Annotated in this window: 13 protein-coding genes; 9 read left to right on the top strand and 4 right to left on the bottom strand. The window is 63.7% G+C overall.

Annotated features, from left to right (window positions below):
* Positions 1-670 precede the first annotated feature (670 nt).
* Positions 671-943: an oxidative damage protection protein gene (locus LDZ21_RS09120; RefSeq protein ID WP_035960998.1), complete on the bottom strand. Its 273-nt coding sequence runs from the start codon at positions 941-943 to the stop codon at positions 671-673.
* Positions 944-1,005: 62 nt separating this feature from the next.
* Entirely contained in the window at positions 1,006-2,376 is a 1,371-nt protein-coding gene (gene argA / locus LDZ21_RS09115; protein WP_244792919.1) for an amino-acid N-acetyltransferase, read from the bottom strand.
* Positions 2,377-2,398: 22 nt separating this feature from the next.
* Here argA and hrpA point away from each other — a divergent pair, with 22 nt between their 5' ends.
* The 6 genes from hrpA to LDZ21_RS09085 all read left to right on the top strand — a co-directional run bounded on the left by hrpA (position 2,399) and on the right by LDZ21_RS09085 (position 11,899).
* On the top strand, positions 2,399-7,120 hold the full coding sequence (gene hrpA, locus LDZ21_RS09110) for an ATP-dependent RNA helicase HrpA (protein WP_244792917.1): 4,722 nt from the start codon (positions 2,399-2,401) through the stop codon (positions 7,118-7,120).
* Between the two features lie 146 nt (positions 7,121-7,266).
* On the top strand, positions 7,267-8,289 hold the full coding sequence (locus tag LDZ21_RS09105) for a YVTN family beta-propeller repeat protein (RefSeq protein WP_244792915.1): 1,023 nt from the start codon (positions 7,267-7,269) through the stop codon (positions 8,287-8,289).
* 107 nt (positions 8,290-8,396) lie between these two features.
* The gene (locus LDZ21_RS09100; RefSeq protein WP_244792913.1) at positions 8,397-9,413 is read left to right on the top strand and encodes a sterol desaturase family protein; all 1,017 of its coding nucleotides are present in this window, start codon (positions 8,397-8,399) and stop codon (positions 9,411-9,413) included.
* A gap of 90 nt (positions 9,414-9,503) precedes the next feature.
* Complete coding sequence (locus tag LDZ21_RS09095) at positions 9,504-10,364, top strand: EI24 domain-containing protein (protein ID WP_244792912.1); 861 nt, start codon at positions 9,504-9,506, stop codon at positions 10,362-10,364.
* Between the two features lie 21 nt (positions 10,365-10,385).
* A complete protein-coding gene (locus LDZ21_RS09090; RefSeq protein ID WP_244792910.1) occupies positions 10,386-11,204 on the top strand; it encodes a competence/damage-inducible protein A in 819 nt (272 codons plus the stop codon).
* The gene (locus tag LDZ21_RS09085; RefSeq protein ID WP_244792908.1) at positions 11,201-11,899 is read left to right on the top strand and encodes a copper homeostasis protein CutC; all 699 of its coding nucleotides are present in this window, start codon (positions 11,201-11,203) and stop codon (positions 11,897-11,899) included. The genes LDZ21_RS09090 and LDZ21_RS09085 overlap by 4 nt, the downstream gene beginning before the upstream one ends.
* 9 nt (positions 11,900-11,908) lie before the next feature.
* On the opposite strand, the gene LDZ21_RS09080 is transcribed toward LDZ21_RS09085, so the two are convergent.
* A complete protein-coding gene (locus tag LDZ21_RS09080) occupies positions 11,909-12,373 on the bottom strand; it encodes a rhodanese-like domain-containing protein (protein ID WP_244792906.1) in 465 nt (154 codons plus the stop codon).
* A gap of 346 nt (positions 12,374-12,719) precedes the next feature.
* Here LDZ21_RS09080 and glnA point away from each other — a divergent pair, with 346 nt between their 5' ends.
* The 3 genes from glnA to ntrC all read left to right on the top strand — a co-directional run bounded on the left by glnA (position 12,720) and on the right by ntrC (position 17,034).
* The gene (gene glnA / locus LDZ21_RS09075) at positions 12,720-14,135 is read left to right on the top strand and encodes a type I glutamate--ammonia ligase (RefSeq protein WP_035961014.1); all 1,416 of its coding nucleotides are present in this window, start codon (positions 12,720-12,722) and stop codon (positions 14,133-14,135) included.
* A gap of 148 nt (positions 14,136-14,283) precedes the next feature.
* Positions 14,284-15,426, top strand: coding sequence for a nitrogen regulation protein NR(II) (gene glnL, locus LDZ21_RS09070; protein WP_244792904.1), 1,143 nt, complete (start codon positions 14,284-14,286; stop codon positions 15,424-15,426).
* 114 nt (positions 15,427-15,540) lie between these two features.
* Positions 15,541-17,034, top strand: a complete 1,494-nt coding sequence (gene ntrC, locus LDZ21_RS09065) for a nitrogen regulation protein NR(I) (RefSeq protein WP_244792902.1) — start codon at positions 15,541-15,543, stop codon at positions 17,032-17,034.
* A 12-nt stretch (positions 17,035-17,046) separates the two neighbouring features.
* Here ntrC and xth read toward each other — a convergent pair whose 3' ends face one another.
* Positions 17,047-17,826, bottom strand: a complete 780-nt coding sequence (gene xth / locus LDZ21_RS09060) for an exodeoxyribonuclease III (RefSeq protein ID WP_244792900.1) — start codon at positions 17,824-17,826, stop codon at positions 17,047-17,049.
* Between the last annotated feature and the right edge of the window lie 112 nt (positions 17,827-17,938).

The following is a 17,938-nucleotide window of genomic DNA, read 5'->3' as shown; positions in this document are numbered from 1 at the left end:
CCGTGTTCAAGTGCCCGTTGCCCGCGCGAAAACGGCTCGCGAAAGCGTCGGGCGCGCCGGGAAGCAGCGCGTATTGCCGGATAGTGCAGTTTCGTGACGGCGCCGCAGCGCATTCGCATCGTCGGAACGAAAGCCAAAGGCTTCCCGCAGCGCCGGACGAATGGACCGGAGCCGAGGCTCGAATGGATGACACGGTGCCGGTGCCTCGCGGCGAAAGTCGCGAAATTGCACTCGGGATGAAACAAACGAATTTGACGTGCGGACGGCGAACTCGGGAAGCTGCCGCGGGTGGAACCGCTACGTCGGCGAATTACAAGGCTTGGAACGAAAAAGGCCGGCGTGCGCGCGACGCGCTAAAACCGACAAGCCTCTTTGTATAAAAACTGTCACTACCACGCATTGGCCGATTCCTGCCGCATCATGCGATCAAGCTGGCTGCCGCGCGTGAATGATGGTGAATTGCTGTTGATAACGAGCGAGATGATAACACGATGACAGATGATGTGCAAACCGGCCCGTCCGCCGGGGTCCGCAAGGATCGCTCAATCCCTTACGTGGCTTAGGATTCCGCTGAGCATGTCTTATGTTTTGCGCGCCTAAATCAGAGGCGGGAGGCAACAAAAAACCGACCACGACGGGTCGGTTTTTTTCGGTCGAGCAGGGTGCCGGATCAGCTTTGCGGCGGGACGTAGCCGGACGCGGTATCCGCGCCTTCACCGAAGAAGTATTTCTCGGTCTGCTTGAGCAGATACTGGCGCGCGCGCGGATCGGCCATGTTCAGGCGATTCTCGTTGATGAGCATCGTCTGCTGCTTGAGCCAGCCCTGCCATGCTTCCTTTGAGATCGATTCGTAGATGCGCTTGCCGAGCTCGCCCGGCAGCGGTGGAAAATCCAGTCCCTCGGCTTCCTTGCCGAGCTTCGCGCATTGAACCATTCGGGCCATCGTGTGTTTCTCCTGTATCGGGGTGCGGGACGCGCTTTGCAGCTGCGTGTCCGTTATCGTGTTCAAAGCTGTTTCATCAGCACGAGCGACTTGCGCTGCCAGTTGTACAGACGCCGGCGGTCTTCGGGCAGATCGTCCACCGTGACCTTCACGAAGCCGCGCTTGAGGAACCAGTGCTCGGTGCGCGTCGTGAGCACGAAGATGCGCGTGAGGCCGCGCGCACGGGCGCGCTGCTCGATGCGCTTCAACAGGCGCTCGCCGTCGCCCGAACCTTGCGCTTCCGGCGCGACGGTCAGGCACGCCATCTCGCCGATGCGCTCCTGCGTGTACGGATAGAGCGCCGCGCAGCCGAAGAGCACGCCATCGTGCTCGATGACCGAAAAATGGTCGATGTCCCGCTCGATCTGGTGACGGCCGCGGCGCACGAGCGTGCCATCGGCTTCGAGCGGCTCGATCAGCGTGAGAATGCCGCCGACGTCATCGGGCGTGGCCTCGCGCAGGCTCTCGAGGTTCTCGTAGGAGATCATCGTGCCGACGCCGTCGTGCAGAAAGAGTTCGAGCAGCACGCTGCCATCGAGCGCATATGGAATGATGTGCGCCCGCGCCACGCCGCCACGGCAGGCGCGGATTGCGTGCTTCAGATAGAACGCGGTGTCGCCCTGCAACTCGCCCGACTCATGCAGGCGATAGGCGTCGTCGAGCGACATTTCGCGCACGAGCTCGTCTTGCTGGTCGGCGAGGCCGGGAATTTCGGTGACGAAGATGATCTTGTCGGCGCGCAACGCGATGGCGGCAGCGGACGCGACGTCTTCCATCGACAGATTGAACGCCTCGCCCGTCGGCGAAAAACCGAGCGACGACAACAGCACGATCTTGCTGCTCGCGAGCGACTGACGGATCGATTCGCCGTCGATCTTGCGCACGACGCCGGTGTGCTGGAAATCGACGCCATCCAGAATGCCGACCGGCCGCGCTGTCACGAAGTTGCCCGACACGACGCTGATGTGCGCGTGCGCCATCGGCGTATTCGGCAAGCCCTGGCTGATCGCGGCTTCGATATCGAGGCGCACTTCGCCGGCGGCTTCCTTCGCGGATTCGAGCGCGCGGGCATCCGTTATGCGCAGTCCATGCGAGAACGACGATTCGACCCCGTGCAGGCTCAATTGCTCGTCGAGCTGCGGACGCGAGCCGTGCACGAGCACGACATGGATACCCATTGCATGCAGCAGACCGACGTCCTGCACCAGCGCGTTGAGCCGCCCTTCCTGCACCAGTTCTCCGCCGAACGCGACGACGAACGTCTTGTTGCGAAAAGCGTGAATATAGGGGGCGACGGAGCGCATCCAGTCGACGAACTGGGCGAGCGGATTGGGCGCGTCGGCTTCAGTTGCGGCCGGCTGCGACGCGAGGGTGAGGTCGGTTTGGGAATTCATGCCGGGATTATAATGCGACGCTATGCCGAATGTTTTCAAACGCCCCGCGCAGCCGGGCAAGCCGCAATCCGCCGATAAAGCCCTCGATACCCACGAGCGGTTGAAAAAGCTGCGCGAGAATCTCCTGCACGAGGCGAAGTCGGGTGCGGACGAGGAAGGTCTCAGCAAGAAGGAACTGGCGGCGCGGCGGTTTGCCGGGTCCGATGACGGGCAAAAGGTTGCCGCTGCCAAGCCGCCGAGCGCGGGTTTGCCGAAGCCGAAGCCGAAGCCCGAGCCGAAGCCGCCTGCATCCGCCGATACGCGTCGCGCTGAAGGCCCGCGTGAGCGTGATGCAAAACCGGGCGTGACGCCTGTCAAGCGCGGAGACGAGAGCGCTTCAGCCAGGCACTCGCGTTCTAGCGAACCGGCTCAACGGATTGCGAAGCGCGAGACGCCGCCGCAACGCGACGCGGGCAATACAAAAGCTGATACGTCCGGAACGCGTGCGAGCGTAGAACGCGGTCAACGCGCGACGCCGAGCGCGAAGAGCATCGAGCGCGAGGAAGCCACGCCGCCGCGCGTGCCCGAGTCCGCGAAACAAAGCGACGGCGCAGCGAATCGCGAGTCGCGCAGTGCGCAGACGCAATCCGCCGAAGTCCGCCGCAACGATGAACGCAAGCCCACGCGAAAGGCCGACGCTGCGCAACGCAACGCGCGCGACGAAGCACAGACGCCGCGCCCTGCGGATCGCGGCGATCAGCGTCAGCGAAACGCGCGTGGCGACGAAAAGCAGCCGCTCGAAGCACGCGCAGATCGCGACGATCACAAGGCCACGCAACGCAAACCCGACGCGTCGAATCGAGACGCTGGTCCGTCCCACGCCCCGGCGGCTCGCCGTCCGCGCGAACCGCGCATCGTCACGCCGAACCCGATCCCGCCGATCACCTTCCCCGAGGCGCTGCCCGTCTCGGGCCGGCGCGAGGAAATCGCGCGCGCGATCGAAGCGAATCAGGTCGTGATCGTCAGCGGCGAAACCGGCTCGGGCAAGACGACGCAATTGCCGAAAATCTGCCTGTCGCTCGGGCGCGGCCTCGGCGCGGGCGGCAGCGGTCTCATCGGCCATACGCAGCCGCGCCGCATCGCGGCTTCGGCGACGGGCCGACGCATTGCGGAGGAACTGGGCACGCCGTTCGGCGAAGTCGTCGGCTACAAGGTGCGTTTCACCGACAATCTCGCGCCGGGCGCATCGGTCAAGCTGATGACGGACGGCATCCTGCTCGCGGAAACGCAGACCGATCCGCTGCTGAAGGCGTACGACACGATCATCATCGACGAGGCGCACGAACGCAGCCTCAACATCGACTTTTTGCTCGGCTATCTGAAAGAGATTCTGCCGAAACGCCCCGATCTGAAGCTGATCGTCACCTCCGCGACCATCGACGCCCAACGCTTCGCGCGCCATTTCGGCAGCGATGAAAAGCCCGCGCCGGTGATCGAAGTGAGCGGGCGGCTGTATCCGGTGGAAGTGCGCTACCGGCCGATTCAGGAAGAAAGCGAGGCGATCAGGAACGCGCAAGGCAACGCGCCGAAACGCAACGACCGCAAGACGGATCGCGATCTGATGGAAGGCATCGTCGACGCCGTCGATGAACTGTGCCGCGCCGGCCCCGGCGACGTCCTCGTGTTCCTGCCCGGCGAGCGCGAGATTCGCGACGCCGCCGAGGCGCTGCGCAAGCACCATCCGCCGCACACGGAAATCTTGCCGCTCTTTGCGCGTCTTTCGGCGCAGGAGCAGGAGCGCGTGTTCAGGCCGTCGAATGCGCGGCGCATCGTGCTCGCGACCAACGTTGCGGAGACGTCGCTGACGGTGCCGGGCATCCGCTATGTCGTCGATACCGGCATGGCGCGCGTGAAGCGTTATTCGTATCGCAACAAGGTCGAGCAGTTGCAGATCGAGCCGGTGTCGCAAGCGGCGGCAAACCAGCGCGCGGGGCGTTGCGGGCGCGTCGCGGACGGCGTGTGCATTCGTCTCTACGACGAAGCGGATTTCCAGGCGCGGCCCCGCTTCACCGACCCCGAGATTTTGCGCTCGTCGCTCGCCGCGGTGATTTTGCGCATGAAGTCGCTGCATCTGACGGCGATCGAAACTTTCCCGTTCATCGAGCCGCCGCCGGGGCGCGCGATCGCGGACGGCTATCAGTTGCTCAACGAACTCGGCGCCGTCGATGACGACAACGCGCTGGCGAGTCTCGGCCGCGAGCTTGCGCGCCTGCCGCTCGATCCGCGCGTCGGCCGCATGATCCTCGCCGCACGCGATCATCACGCGCTGAGCGAGATGCTCGTGATTGCATCGGCGCTGTCCGTGCAGGACCCGCGCGACCGGCCGATCGAGGCGCAGGAGCAGGCGGATCAGGCGCATCGCCAGTTCGTCGACGAGCGCTCCGAATTTCTGCAATGGACGCGCATCTGGAAGTGGTTCGAGGAAGCCGTCGCGCACAAGAAGTCGAACAAGCAGCTCGCGGATGCGTGCCGCGCGAACTTCCTTTCGCACCTGCGGCTGCGCGAGTGGCGCGACGTGCATTCGCAACTGCTGACGGTCGTGCGCGAGCAGGGCTGGCGTCTGAACGAATCGGATGCCACCTTCGAGCAGATTCACCTGTCGCTGCTGACGGGCCTGCTTGGCAACATCGGCATGAAGGCCGACGACGAGCCGCATTACCTCGGCGCACGCGGCATCAAGTTTCATCTGTGGCCCGGCTCGGCGCTCCTGAAGAAAGCGGGGCGCTGGGTGATGGCGGGCGAACTCATCGAGACGAGCCGCCTTTATGCGCGGACCATTGCGAAGATCCAGCCGGAGTGGATCGAAAGCGTCGGCGCGCATTTGCTGCGCAAGTCGCTGTCGGATGCGCACTGGGAAAAGAAGGCGGCGCAGGTCGTCGCGTTCGAGCGCGCGACGCTTTACGGGCTGACCATCTACGCGCGGCGGCGCGTGAGCTTCGGCCAGCAGGACCCGAAATACGCGCGGGAGCTCTTCATTCGCGGCGCGCTCGTCGAAGGCGAATTCGACACGCGTCTGCCGTTCTTCGCGCATAACCGCAAGCTGGTCGCGGATATCGAGCAACTCGAACACAAGTCGCGCCGTCAGGACGTGCTCGTCGACGACGAACTCATCTACGGTTTCTACGATTCGCTGATTCCCGAAGGCATCTGGACCGGCGCGGCGTTCGAGCGCTGGTATCGCGACGCGCAGAAGAAGGAGGGCGGCCAGCAACTGCTTTTCCTGTCGCGCGACGACCTGATGCGCCACGAAGCCGCCGGCGTCACGACGGATCTGTTTCCGAAGCGCATGACGATGTCCGGCATTGAAATGACGCTCTCGTATCACTTCGAGCCGGGCGCGCCGCGCGATGGCGTGACGCTGACGGTGCCGCTGTACGGGCTGAATCAGATCGACGCGCGCCGCGTCGAATGGCTCGTGCCGGGCATGATCAAGGAGAAGACGCAACTGCTGCTGAAGTCGCTGCCGCAGAAGCTGCGCCGCCATGTGGTGCCGTTGCCGGACTACGCGGCGTCGTTCGCGGAGCGCCACGCCGGGCCGAAGTTCGGCGCGGGCGGTCTGATCGACGCGATCATCGCCGATATTCGGGAGCAAACGCAGGTTACCGTGAAAAGCGCGGATTTCCGGCTCGAAACGCTGCCCGCGCACCTCTTCATGAACTTCAAGGTGATCGACGAGCACGGCCGCCAGCTCGCGATGGGCCGCAATCTCGCGCAGTTGCGCGTGGAACTCGGCGGCCAGGCGCAGCAGCAGTTCCAGAAGCTGACGGCGACGGCCGCTTTCGATGCGCTCTCCGGCGAAACGAACGCGCCGCCGCCGCAGTCGCAAGCGCCGCAGACCGGCGAGAGCACCGCGCTTTACGAAAACCTGACGACCTGGAACTTCGGCAAGCTGCCGGAGTTGCTCGAAATCCGCCGGCGCGGGCAGACGCTGTACGGCTATCCGGCGCTCGTGGATCGCGTCACGCATTGCGACGTCGAAGTGTTCGATTCGCCCGACGAAGCCGCGAGAATTCATCGCGCGGGCTTGCGGCGGCTGTTTGCGCTGCAACTGCGCGAGCCGATTCGCTATCTGGAGCGCAACCTGCCGGGCCTGCGCGAGATGTCGATGCAATACATGGCGCTCGGCACCGCCGACGAATTGCGCGATCAGATCGTCGACACGGCGCTGGATCGCGCGTGCCTGCAAGACCCGCTGCCCGACGACGACGCGAGCTTCCACGCCCGTCGCGACGCCGCGAAGGGCCGCCTCACGCTGCTCGCGCAGGAGATCGCGCGGCTCGTGGGGACGGTTCTCGCGGAGTACGCAACGCTCTCGAAGAAGCTCTTGCAGGCGAAGCCGTTCCCCGCCGCTTACGCCGACATGCAGTCGCAACTGAACGCGCTCATCGGCAAGCGGTTCGTAATCGATACGCCGTATGCGCAACTCGCGCATTTTCCGCGCTATCTGAAGGGCATCGCACTGCGCATCGACAAGCTGAAGGCCGACCCCGCTCGCGACGCGCGGCTTTCAGCCGACTTTCAGCCGCTCTTGCAGAGCTATCAGCGAGCGGTGTCGCAGCGCGGCGGCGTCGCGGATGCGCGGCTCGCGGAATATCGATGGCTGCTCGAGGAGTTGCGCGTGTCGCTGTTCGCGCAGGAATTGCGCACACCGATGCCCGTATCGCTGAAGCGGCTTCACAAGGTCTGGGAATCGATGCAGCGATAAGGCCGCCAGTCTGCGGCGCTATGACGCCGTAAGAAGCGGCATTTCTTGCGCCGGCGCACCCTATTGCGCAAAAAGACGTTCGCCGTCAACGTGTTGCAGCAAGCAAACGTTCTACAATGACGCCTGCTTTCCGACGTGAAAAATTCATGCGCTCCAAATTCTTCTCCGGCCGCCTGCGCGCGGCCGCCGCACGTGCCGCACGTATCGTGGTCCCGGCCACCGCGGCGCTCGCCGCCACCGCGGCATTCGCCAATAACATCATCGTGCTCAACTCGGCGGAAGCCACGCTGAGCCTCATCGACGAGAACACGCGCCAGGTGACTGGCACCGTGCCGACGGGCAAGGAACCGCACCATCTGATGCCGACGCCCGACAACGCGTCGCTGATCGTCGCGAATTCGGTATCCAATAATCTGATGTTCGTCGATCCGAAAACGGGCACGGTGCAGCGCTGGGTGCAGGACATCGAAGATCCGTATCAGATCGGCTTCTCGCCCGACCGCAAGTGGTTCGTCTCGACGGGCCTGCGGCTCGATCGTCTGGACATCTACCATTTCGACGGCAAGAACCTGACGATCGGGAAGCGCATGCCGCTCCCGACGATGCCGAGCCACATCGCGTTCACCAACGACAGCAAGACGGCGTTCATTTCGCTGCAGGTGTCCGGCGAAATCGCGGCGATCGACCTCGCGACGCAGACGGTCAAATGGAAGATGAAGGTCGGCCCGGTGCCGGCCGGCGTCTGGCTCACGCCGGGCGACAAGTACCTGCTCGTCGGCATGACGGGCGCGGACTACGTGGCCGTGGTCGACCTCGCCACGCAGAAGGTCGTCAAAACCATCCCGACCGGCAAGGGCGCGCATAACTTCCGTTCGCTCGTCGACGGCAAGCACGTGCTGGTCTCGAACCGCGTGGCGAACACCATCAGCATCATCGATGAGGACTCGCTCACGAACGTCGGCGACATCACCGGTCTGCTGCCGGGACCGGACGACATGGAACTTTCCGCCGACAAGAAGTATCTCTGGGTGACGTTCCGCTTCGCGAAGCATGTCGGCGTGATCGACCTTGCAAGCCGCAAGCTGATCCAGACCATCAAGGTCGGACGCTCGCCGCACGGCATCTACTTCTACAACCGGGCGCCGGTGACCGCGCCGAACGGCGCCTGAAGCGTCGAGGAAGAGGGCGCTCGCGGGCGTCCTGTACTACGATTGAGTCATGGGCCGCGTGATCGAACGTTTCACCCGGCCCGAAAAATCGAGTTCCACGGAGCACCATGTTTCACTACATTCTCTCGTCTCTCGACACCTTCGTCTCCGCACTGCAAACCACGCTGTACGTGGATGCGGTGCAGCCGCTGTTGTTCAAGCTCGGCATGATGGACTACGACGAGGACACCTACGACGCGCTTTACTGGGTGATCGTCGGCGTCCTGGAAGTGATCGCGATGTACGCCATCCTGCGCCCGCTCGAAGCCTTGCGGCCCGCCGAAACGTGGAAGGATCGCAAGGGCGTGCGCGTGGACGTGCTTTACACGTGGATCGTGAAACTCGGCATCCTCAATCTCTTTTTCTTTTTCACGTTCCAGCCGCTCTTCGATTCGCTGCAAAGCTGGCTGCGGCTTCATAACGTGCCGACGCTCGAAATCGACAATCTCTGGCCCGGCGTGACGACGCAGCCGCTCGTGACGTTCGTCATCTACCTCGTCGTGCTCGATCTGGCGGGGTACTGGTATCACCGGCTCGAGCATCGCTTCGGCATCTGGTGGGAACTGCACGCGGTGCACCACAGCCAGCAGAAGATGTCGCTTTGGTCGGATGACCGCAATCATCTGCTCGACGACATTATGCAAGCGGGTTTCTTCGCGACGGTCGCGCTCGTGATCGGCGTGGAGCCGTCGCAGTTCGTCGTGCTCGTGGCCATCACCAACCTGATGCAGAGCGTGCAGCATGCGAACATTCGCGTGCATTTCGGATGGCTCGGCGACCGGCTCATCGTGAGTCCGGCGTTTCATCGCCGGCATCACGCGATCGGCTACGGTCACGAAGGCACGTCCTATGGCTGCAACTTCGGCGTGCTGTTCTCGTTCTGGGACATCCTGTTCCGCTCCGCATCGTTCGACCGCACGGTGGAGCCGACCGGCATCCGCGACCAGCTCGGCGCACCGGGCGTCGCGCCGGTTCGCTACGGCGACGGTTTCATCGAGCAGCACTGGCTCGCGTTCAAGCGCATCGGCGCACGTCTTGCCGCGCGCCGGGCCGCCGCGTCGGGCAAGCGTTCAGCCGCGCTCTGACGGCCCGCTTTCCGCACCTTCCGCATCCGCCAGCGCGCATCCCGCGCGCTGGTTTATCCTGTCGTTTCCTCTTTCTTCGACGAATCACGCATGAATGATTTGCTGCGTTCGTTCGTGCGCGCGCTTGCGAACGTGTTTCATCCGCGCATGCTGTGGCTCACGCTGATGCCGTTCGGCGTCGCCACTGTCGTGTGGGGCGCGCTGCTCTGGTATTTCTGGCAAACGCTCACGGGCACGGCCAGCGGCTGGCTCGACGGCTGGGCGCTCACGTCCGCGATGTACCGCCTGTTCGACGCCGTCGGTTTTTCATCGCTGCACGCGGTCATCGCGCCGTTTCTGGTCGTCATCATGACGATCCCGCTGATCGTCCTGACCGTGCTGCTACTGATCGCGACGCTCTCGATGCCCGGCGTCATCAAGCTCCTGACGCGCCGCCCGAAAGGCCACTACGCGATGCTCGAAGAGCGGCGGGGCGGCTCGTGGTACGGCAGCCTCGGCCATTCCGTGCTGACGACGATCGTGTGTCTCGTCGCGCTCGTCGTGACCTTGCCCTTGTGGCTCATCCCGCCGTTTTTCGCGCTGATTCCGCCGCTGCTGTGGGGCTGGCTCACGTATCGCGTGATGACGTACGACGCGCTCGCCGTTCACGCGAGCGCCGAAGAGCGGCGCCTCATCGTCCGCAATTCGCGGTGGCCGCTGCTTGGCATCGGTATCGTGAGCGGCTTGCTCAGCTCCGTCCCGACGATGCTCTGGGCGTGGTCGGTGTGGCTGCTGCCGCTTTTCCCGGTCGTCGCCGCCGTGACGATCTGGGCGTATGCGTTCATTCTCGTGTTTTCCGCGCTGTGGTTCGCGCATTACTGTCTGCACGCGCTCGAGCGCCTGCGCGCGAACGAGCCGCACTATCCGGCGATCAGCGCGCAGCCCGAGACCGTCAGCCGAATCACCGAATAATCGCTCACCAAAGAGGCACACATGGGTATCGGCGTCATCATCATCGGCGATGAGATTTTGTCCGGGCGGCGCACGGACAAGCATTTGCCGAAAGTCATCGAATTGCTGAGTGCGCGCGGTTTGTCGCTCGACTGGGCGGAATACGTCGGCGACGACCCCGCGCGCATCACCGCGACGCTCGCGCGCACGTTCGCATCGGGCGATATCGTGTTCTCGACGGGCGGCATCGGCGCCACGCCCGACGATCACACGCGCCAATGCGCGGCGAACGCGCTCGGCGTGCCGCTGGAGTTGCATCCCGAGGCGGCGGAGCTGATTCGCGCCCGTATCCGCGATACCGCCGCCCAGGCCGGCAAGCCCGCGGACCTCGATTCGCCCGAGAACCTGCATCGGCTGAACATGGGCGTGTTTCCGCAGGGCGCCGAGATCATTCCGAATAGCTACAACAAGATTCCGGGCTTTTCCGTCGGCGATCATCACTTCGTGCCCGGCTTCCCGGTGATGGCCTGGCCGATGATCGAATGGGTGCTCGACACGAAGTACGCGCACCTGCATCACGCGACGCCTTACGTCGAACGTTCGCTGCTGGTGTTCGGCCTGCCGGAATCGCGGATTACGCCGCTGATGGTCACGATCGAGCGCGATTTCGACGGCGTGCGCGCGTTCAGCCTGCCGAGCGTCGGCGATGCGGCGCGCGGTGCGCTTTACGCGCGGCCCCACATTGATCTGGGTGTGAAAGGCGATCCCGAGCGCGCGAACGCGGCGTTCGAGGTTTTGCGCGACGGCGTGATTGCGCTGGGCGGCGAAGTCGTCGAAGTCGCGCCCGAGGATGCGCAGTGATCCTGCTCGAAGTCATCGCGACGACGGTCGCGGATGCGCGCGCCGCCGAGCGCGCCGGGGCGAACCGCATCGAACTCGTGACGGCGATGGGCGAGGGCGGGCTGACGCCGAGCATCGGGCTGATCGAGGCGGTCGTCGATGCGGTGCGGATTCCGGTGAACGTGATCCTGCGGCCGCATAGCCGTTCCTTCGTCTACGATGCCGACGACTACGCGGTCATGCTGCGCGATGCGCGCGCGATCGTGAAGGCGCGCGCGAACGCGATCGTCGTGGGCATGCTGACGCCGGACGGCGATGTCGATATCGACGGCCTTTCGCGCATCATCGACGCAGCCGGTGGCCTGCCAGTCACGTTTCATCGCGCCTTCGACGAGGCGCGCGATCTTCACGCCGCATTCGACGCGCTGTCGAGGTTCGAATCGGTGACGAACGTCCTGACGTCGGGCGGCAAGCCATCGGTGCTGGACGCGCGAGACGTGATCGCGAAACTCGTCGCCCAATCCAGCGGCACGCGCTGCACCGTGCTTGCGGGCGCGGGCCTCACCGTCGACGCGGTCGCGCCGTTCGTTGCATCGACGCGCGTGAGCGCGGTGCACTTCGGCTCGGGCGTGCGCATCGGAGGAAAGGCGCTCGCGCCCGTCGATGCGTCCGCCGTCGCGCGGGTGCGGGCGTTGCTCGATGCGGTCAACGCCTGATCGGACGCATTACGCGCCCATCCACGGCAGCCCGCGAAAGCACCATCCCGACACGGTCTTTCTGTGCCCCTGCGCGTCCTTGTCGCCTTCGAAGCCTTCGAGCAGATCGAACGCTTGCTTGAACCCTGCCTTCTGCGCCGCGACCGCCGCGAGCTTCGAACGCGCGGCGCTGCGGCACAGGAAGAGAATCGGCGTATCCGGGGTGGCGACTTGTCGCAATTGTTCGATAAACTCGTCATTCGGCACGGAGCCCGGGTAGCGGATCCATTCGATATGCGCGTATTGCTCGCTGTTGATGGCCGGCCGTCCGACCCAGTCCAGTTCGGCGCGCGTACGGACATCGACGAGGCGAGCGTTCGGTTCCAGTTGCAGCAGTTCGAAGGCTTCGGCAGGCAGGATGGCGCCGGCGTAGGAAAGGTTGTTTTCGGCCGCCCGGCGCGTGGCCGTGTCGTACAGTTGTTCGCGCGTGGTCATTTTCGTGTCTCCGCAAGCAAGGATGATTCAATTTTAGCTTGGCGACGGCGTCGGAACGGTAGGCATCGAATTGGTGCAGATTCTTTCGAATGCACTTCGGTGGTGCCGTCAAAACGTGACCAGCGGCACTCGGCACACAAATGGTGCATGTGAGACGAGCGTTCGTAAGCCGGTCGCGCAAGCGACGCAATACTGCGTGAAATTTCGCCAGTTTTATCAAGCGCTTGGCGCAAGAATGATGCGCCTGGCACGGAAGCTGCTTTTTCATCCTCGATTGAGACGGAACTGCAGGATTGGTCGAGGCGGCGGAGTGATCTGCCGACTTTTGTTAATCAGGAGATAGGTAATGAGTAAATCCGTGGCCGACGTCATGCAACTCGTCAAGGACGAGGACGTCAAGTTTGTCGATTTCCGCTTCACCGACACGCGCGGCAAAGAACAACACGTTTCGGTGCCGGTATCGGCATTCGACGATGACAAGTTTGAAAGCGGCCACGCTTTCGACGGTTCGTCCATCGCCGGCTGGAAAGGCATCGAAGCGTCGGACATGCTGCTCGTCCCGGATGCGGACACCGCCTTCATCGACCCGTTCTACGAAGAATCGACGCTGGTTCTGACCTGCGACGTCGTCGAGCCCGCTGACGGCAAGGGTTACGAGCGCGACCCGCGTTCGCTCGCGAAGCGCGCAGAGGCCTATCTCAAGAGCTCGGGCCTGGGCGACACCGCCTTCTTCGGTCCGGAGCCGGAATTCTTCATTTTCGACTCGGTGCAGTGGAACACGGATCAGTCGGGCACGTTCGTGAAGATCGGCTCGGAAGAAGCGCCGTGGTCGTCGGCGAAGGAATTCGAAGGCGGCAACACGGGCCATCGTCCGGGCACGAAGGGCGGCTATTTTCCGGTCGCGCCGGTCGACACGTTCCAGGACATCCGCTCGGAAATGTGCTTGCTGCTCGAGCAGATCGGCATTCCGGTCGAAGTGCACCACCACGAAGTGGCGGGCCAGGGCCAGAACGAAATCGGCACCAAGTTCTCGACGCTCGTTCAGCGCGCGGACTGGCTGCAGCAGATGAAGTACATCATCCACAACGTCGCGCATACGTACGGCAAGACGGCGACGTTCATGCCGAAGCCGATCGTCGGCGATAACGGCTCGGGCATGCACGTTCACCAGTCGATCTGGAAGGACGGTCAGAACCTGTTCGCGGGCAACGGCTACGCCGGTCTGTCGGAATTCGCGCTGTTCTACATCGGCGGGATCATCAAGCATGCTCGCGCGCTGAACGCGATCACGAACCCGGGTACGAACTCGTACAAGCGTCTCGTGCCGCACTTCGAAGCGCCGGTGAAGCTGGCTTACTCGGCTCGCAACCGTTCGGCATCGATCCGTATTCCGCACGTGAGCAATCCGAAGGGCCGCCGTATCGAAACGCGCTTCCCGGATCCGCTCGCAAATCCGTACCTGTGCTTCTCCGCGCTGATGATGGCGGGTCTCGACGGCGTGCAGAACAAGATCCATCCGGGCGAAGCAGCGGACAAGAACCTGTACGACCTGCCGCCGGAAGAGGACAAGAAGATCCCGACCGTGTGCGCCGGCCTCGACCAGGCGCTCGACGCACTCGACGCGGATCGCGAGTTCCTGACGCGCGGCGGCGTGTTCACGGATTCGATGCTCGACGCGTACATCGAACTGAAGACGAACGAGCTGCAACGTTATCGTCAGGCGGTGCATCCGATCGAGTTCGAAATGTACTACTCGCTGTAAGGCATGACCGCGGCGCTTCATTCATGGTTGTTCGATGAAGCGCGCCACGCGACGTGATGCGACAACAAAAAGGGACGGCGCGCCGTCCCTTTTTTAATCGCCGTCGCGTCGAAGAAGCGACCTTGCTGGCCCACATCTTTCCTGTTCGATGGTGCTAAAGAACCTCATCAAGGCCCGCAAGGGTCACGCCGATGCGCTCTCCGACGATGCCCAGCTCGCCGCGACCGGCCTGTTGCCCGGCCTCGAAGCGCTGCCCACCGTCGTGCTCGTGCTCGACAAGCGCGCGAGCAGGATCGCGTATGCGAACCCGTCGGCGGAATCGATGCTGGAGATGTCGCGCAAGCAGCTGACGCAGACGCACTGGCCCGATCTTTTCGCCAACGCCGATGAACTCGCGACGACCATCGCGTCGATTGCGGAGAACCGCTTCAACGCGACGCGGCTCGACGCCGTGCTCGAGCGCGCCGGACGCGAATCGGTGCATGTGCACGCGATCGTCGCCTATCTCGAAGCCGCGACCGATTACGTGCTGCTCGAACTTTTCGAGAACGAGCGCCATCTGCGGACCGATCGCGAAGAGCGCATTCACGACCTCACGGCGGTCAACAAACAGCTCATCCGCAATCTCGCTCACGAGATCAAGAATCCGCTCGGCGGCATACGCGGCGCGGCGCAGTTGCTTGAATTCGAACTGGGCGCGCTGCGACGCGACGAGCTGCGCGAATACACGCAAGTCATCATCAAGGAATCCGACAGATTGCAGACGCTCGTCGACAGACTGCTGGAGCCGCATCGGCATCCGCATATCGTCGGCGATGTGAACATCCACGAAGTGTGCGAGCGCGTGCGCGCCGTGATTCTCGCGGAGTTCCCGCGCGGCCTGACGATCGAGCGCGACTACGACGTGAGCGTGCCCGACCTGCGCGGCGACAAGGAGCAACTGATTCAGGCCGTGCTCAACATCGTGCGCAACGCGGCCGAGGCGCTCAGGGAGCGCATTTCGCAAGGCGACGCGAAGATCGAACTGCGCACGCGCATCGCGCGCAAGGTCACGATCGGCAAACGCCTGCACAAACTGGCACTGGACTTGCATATCACTGACAACGGTCCTGGCATTCCCGGCGAGATTCGCGATCGCATCTTTTTTCCGCTCGTGTCGGGCCGGGAAGACGGCAGCGGTCTGGGTCTCACGCTCGCGCAATCGTTCGTGCAGCAGCACGACGGGCTGATCGAAGTGGAAAGCAAACCGGGCTGTACCGAGTTCACCATTCTGTTGCCGTTCGGAAACTGAGGGCATCGACCGGCAAGGACAACCAACTATCAAACAGGCGCCGCTGCTTGACCTGAAGCCTGACCGTTTCGACGGGCATACACCGAACCACACGAAGACTTCTCGCCGAACGATATGAAGCCGATCTGGATAGTAGACGACGACCAATCCATCCGCTGGGTGCTGGAAAAAGCCCTCGCACGAGAGAACTTCACGACGCGCAGCTTCTCTGGCGTGCGCGATGCGCTCGCCGCGCTCGAAACCGACAGCCCGCAGGTGCTGGTTTCGGATATCCGCATGCCCGGCGGCTCGGGGCTCGAACTGCTGCAAACCGTGCGTGACCGGCTGCCGGGGCTGCCGGTGATCATCATGACGGCGTTCTCCGATCTCGATAGCGCTGTCGCGGCTTTCCAGGGCGGCGCGTTCGAATACCTCGCCAAGCCGTTCGATATCGACAAGGCGGTCGAGCTGATCCGCCGCGCCGTCGACGAAAGCATGCGCGGCGATGCGGCCTACGACGAGCGGGTGACGGAAACGCCCGAGATGCTCGGTCAGGCGCCCGCGATGCAGGACATGTTCCGTGCGATCGGCCGCCTGTCGCATTCGGCGGCGACCGTCCTCATCACGGGCGAATCAGGCACCGGAAAGGAGCTTGTTGCGCGCGCGTTGCACCGACATAGCCCGCGCGCGAACGGTCCGTTCATCGCGCTGAACACGGCGGCGATTCCGAAGGATCTGCTGGAATCCGAACTATTCGGCCACGAGCGCGGCGCGTTCACCGGCGCGCAGGCGATGCGTCAGGGCCGCTTCGAGCAGGCGGAGAACGGCACGCTGTTTCTCGATGAGATCGGCGACATGCCGTTCGATCTGCAAACGCGGCTGTTGCGCGTGCTGTCCGACGGGCAGTTTTATCGCGTGGGCGGGCACAATCCGCTGCGCGCGAATGTGCGCGTGATCGCGGCGACGCATCAGAATCTGGAGTCGCGCGTGAGACAGGGCTTGTTTCGCGAGGACTTGTATCACCGTCTGAACGTGATCCGCTTGCGTCTGCCTGCGCTGCGCGAACGCAGCGAAGACATTCCGCTGCTCGCGCGCCATTTCCTGCAGAAAAGCGCGCGCGATCTGGGCGTCGAGCCGAAGCGCGTCTCGGATGATGCGCTCGCGTATCTCGCGTCGCTGCCGTTTCCGGGCAACGTGCGGCAACTCGAGAATCTGTGCAACTGGCTCACGGTGATGGCACCCGCACAGGTGATCGAGCAGAAGGATCTGCCGCCCGATCTCACGGCGCGTCAGGAGACATCGGCGGAGGTGATCGCGGTATCGCCCGATGGCGCGGCCGCGCTAAACGGTGCAGTGGCGGGCGTTGCGGCGGCATCCGGTTCGGCGACCGCGGCCCCGGCGGGCGTGCCGGTGAGCGTGTGGGAAAGCGGCTTGCGCACGGAAGTCGCGCGCCTGTTGCGTGAGAACTCCGCCGATGTGATGGATGAACTCGCGCGCCGCTTCGAAGCCGCCGTGATTCGCGAGGCGCTCGACTTCACGCGCGGGCGCAAGGTCGAGGCGGCGGAGCGGCTGGGTATCGGCCGCAATACGATCACGCGCAAGATTCAGGAATTGCATCTCGACGCGTGAACCCGCGTGGGATCAGCAGCCGATGTTCGCGATCACCGGCGCGTGATCGGACGGCTGATCCCACTTGCGCGGCGCCTTATCGACTTCGCACGACGAACACAGTTCCGCGAGATCGGCCGACAGCAGAATATGGTCGATGCGCAGCCCCGCGTTGCGCCGGAACGCCATCATTCGATAATCCCACCACGTGTAGAGCTTCTCGGGCTGCTCGAACTTGCGGAAGGCATCGGTCAGGCCGAGTCCGACGAGTTGCAGGAAATGCGCGCGCTCTTCGGGCGACACGAGATTTTGTCCTTCCCACGCTTTCGGATCGTGCACGTCGCGGTCATCGGGCGCGATGTTGTAGTCGCCGAGCAGCGCGAGCTTCGGGAACTGCGTCATCTCTTCTCGCAGCCACTCGCGCAACGCATCGAGCCAGCGCATCTTGTAGGCGAACTTGTCGCTGCCGGGCGCTTGCCCGTTCGGGAAATACGCGGAGACGATGCGCATATCGTTGACGGTCGCCGCGATCACGCGCTGCTGCAGATCTTCGAAGCCGGGAATGTTGCGCACGACGGTGGCATCGTGAACGTCGATACCGTCGCGCACCAGAATGCCCACGCCGTTATAGGTCTTTTGTCCCGCGAACCAGCTTTTGTAGCCGGCCGCTTCGAGTTCGGCGCGCGGGAATTTCTCGTCGGGCAGCTTGAGCTCCTGAAGGCACAGGACATCGACTTGCGAGACTTGCAGCCAGTCGATGACGTGCTGCAGGCGGACCTTGAGAGAGTTGACGTTCCAGGTGGCGATTTTCATTGACGGCGGGGGCGGTGAGTGCGTGACTTGTCGATCGAAGGACGAATGATAACGCCATGGGGCGTTGCGGCTGATGGGTTGGCGATTGACCTCTGCGTATAACGTCGCGGTC

The organism is Caballeronia grimmiae, assembly GCF_022879615.1.
Classification (GTDB): Bacteria; Pseudomonadota; Gammaproteobacteria; order Burkholderiales; family Burkholderiaceae; genus Caballeronia; species Caballeronia grimmiae.
Note: the sequence above shows the minus strand (reverse complement) of the source record. Positions and strands in the feature narration are given on the sequence as shown.

Bases quoted from the DNA above. Each gene is read 5' to 3' on its own strand.
- LDZ21_RS09120 (WP_035960998.1), bottom strand. From the start codon at position 943: ATGGCCCGAATGGTTCAATGCGCGAAGCTCGGCAAGGAAGCCGAGGGA.
- argA (WP_244792919.1), bottom strand. From the start codon at position 2,376: ATGAATTCCCAAACCGACCTCACCCTCGCGTCGCAGCCGGCCGCAACT.
- hrpA (WP_244792917.1), top strand. From the start codon at position 2,399: ATGCCGAATGTTTTCAAACGCCCCGCGCAGCCGGGCAAGCCGCAATCC.
- LDZ21_RS09105 (WP_244792915.1), top strand. From the start codon at position 7,267: ATGCGCTCCAAATTCTTCTCCGGCCGCCTGCGCGCGGCCGCCGCACGT.
- LDZ21_RS09100 (WP_244792913.1), top strand. From the start codon at position 8,397: ATGTTTCACTACATTCTCTCGTCTCTCGACACCTTCGTCTCCGCACTG.
- LDZ21_RS09095 (WP_244792912.1), top strand. From the start codon at position 9,504: ATGAATGATTTGCTGCGTTCGTTCGTGCGCGCGCTTGCGAACGTGTTT.
- LDZ21_RS09090 (WP_244792910.1), top strand. From the start codon at position 10,386: ATGGGTATCGGCGTCATCATCATCGGCGATGAGATTTTGTCCGGGCGG.
- LDZ21_RS09080 (WP_244792906.1), bottom strand. From the start codon at position 12,373: ATGACCACGCGCGAACAACTGTACGACACGGCCACGCGCCGGGCGGCC.
- glnA (WP_035961014.1), top strand. From the start codon at position 12,720: ATGAGTAAATCCGTGGCCGACGTCATGCAACTCGTCAAGGACGAGGAC.
- glnL (WP_244792904.1), top strand. From the start codon at position 14,284: ATGGTGCTAAAGAACCTCATCAAGGCCCGCAAGGGTCACGCCGATGCG.
- ntrC (WP_244792902.1), top strand. From the start codon at position 15,541: ATGAAGCCGATCTGGATAGTAGACGACGACCAATCCATCCGCTGGGTG.
- xth (WP_244792900.1), bottom strand. From the start codon at position 17,826: ATGAAAATCGCCACCTGGAACGTCAACTCTCTCAAGGTCCGCCTGCAG.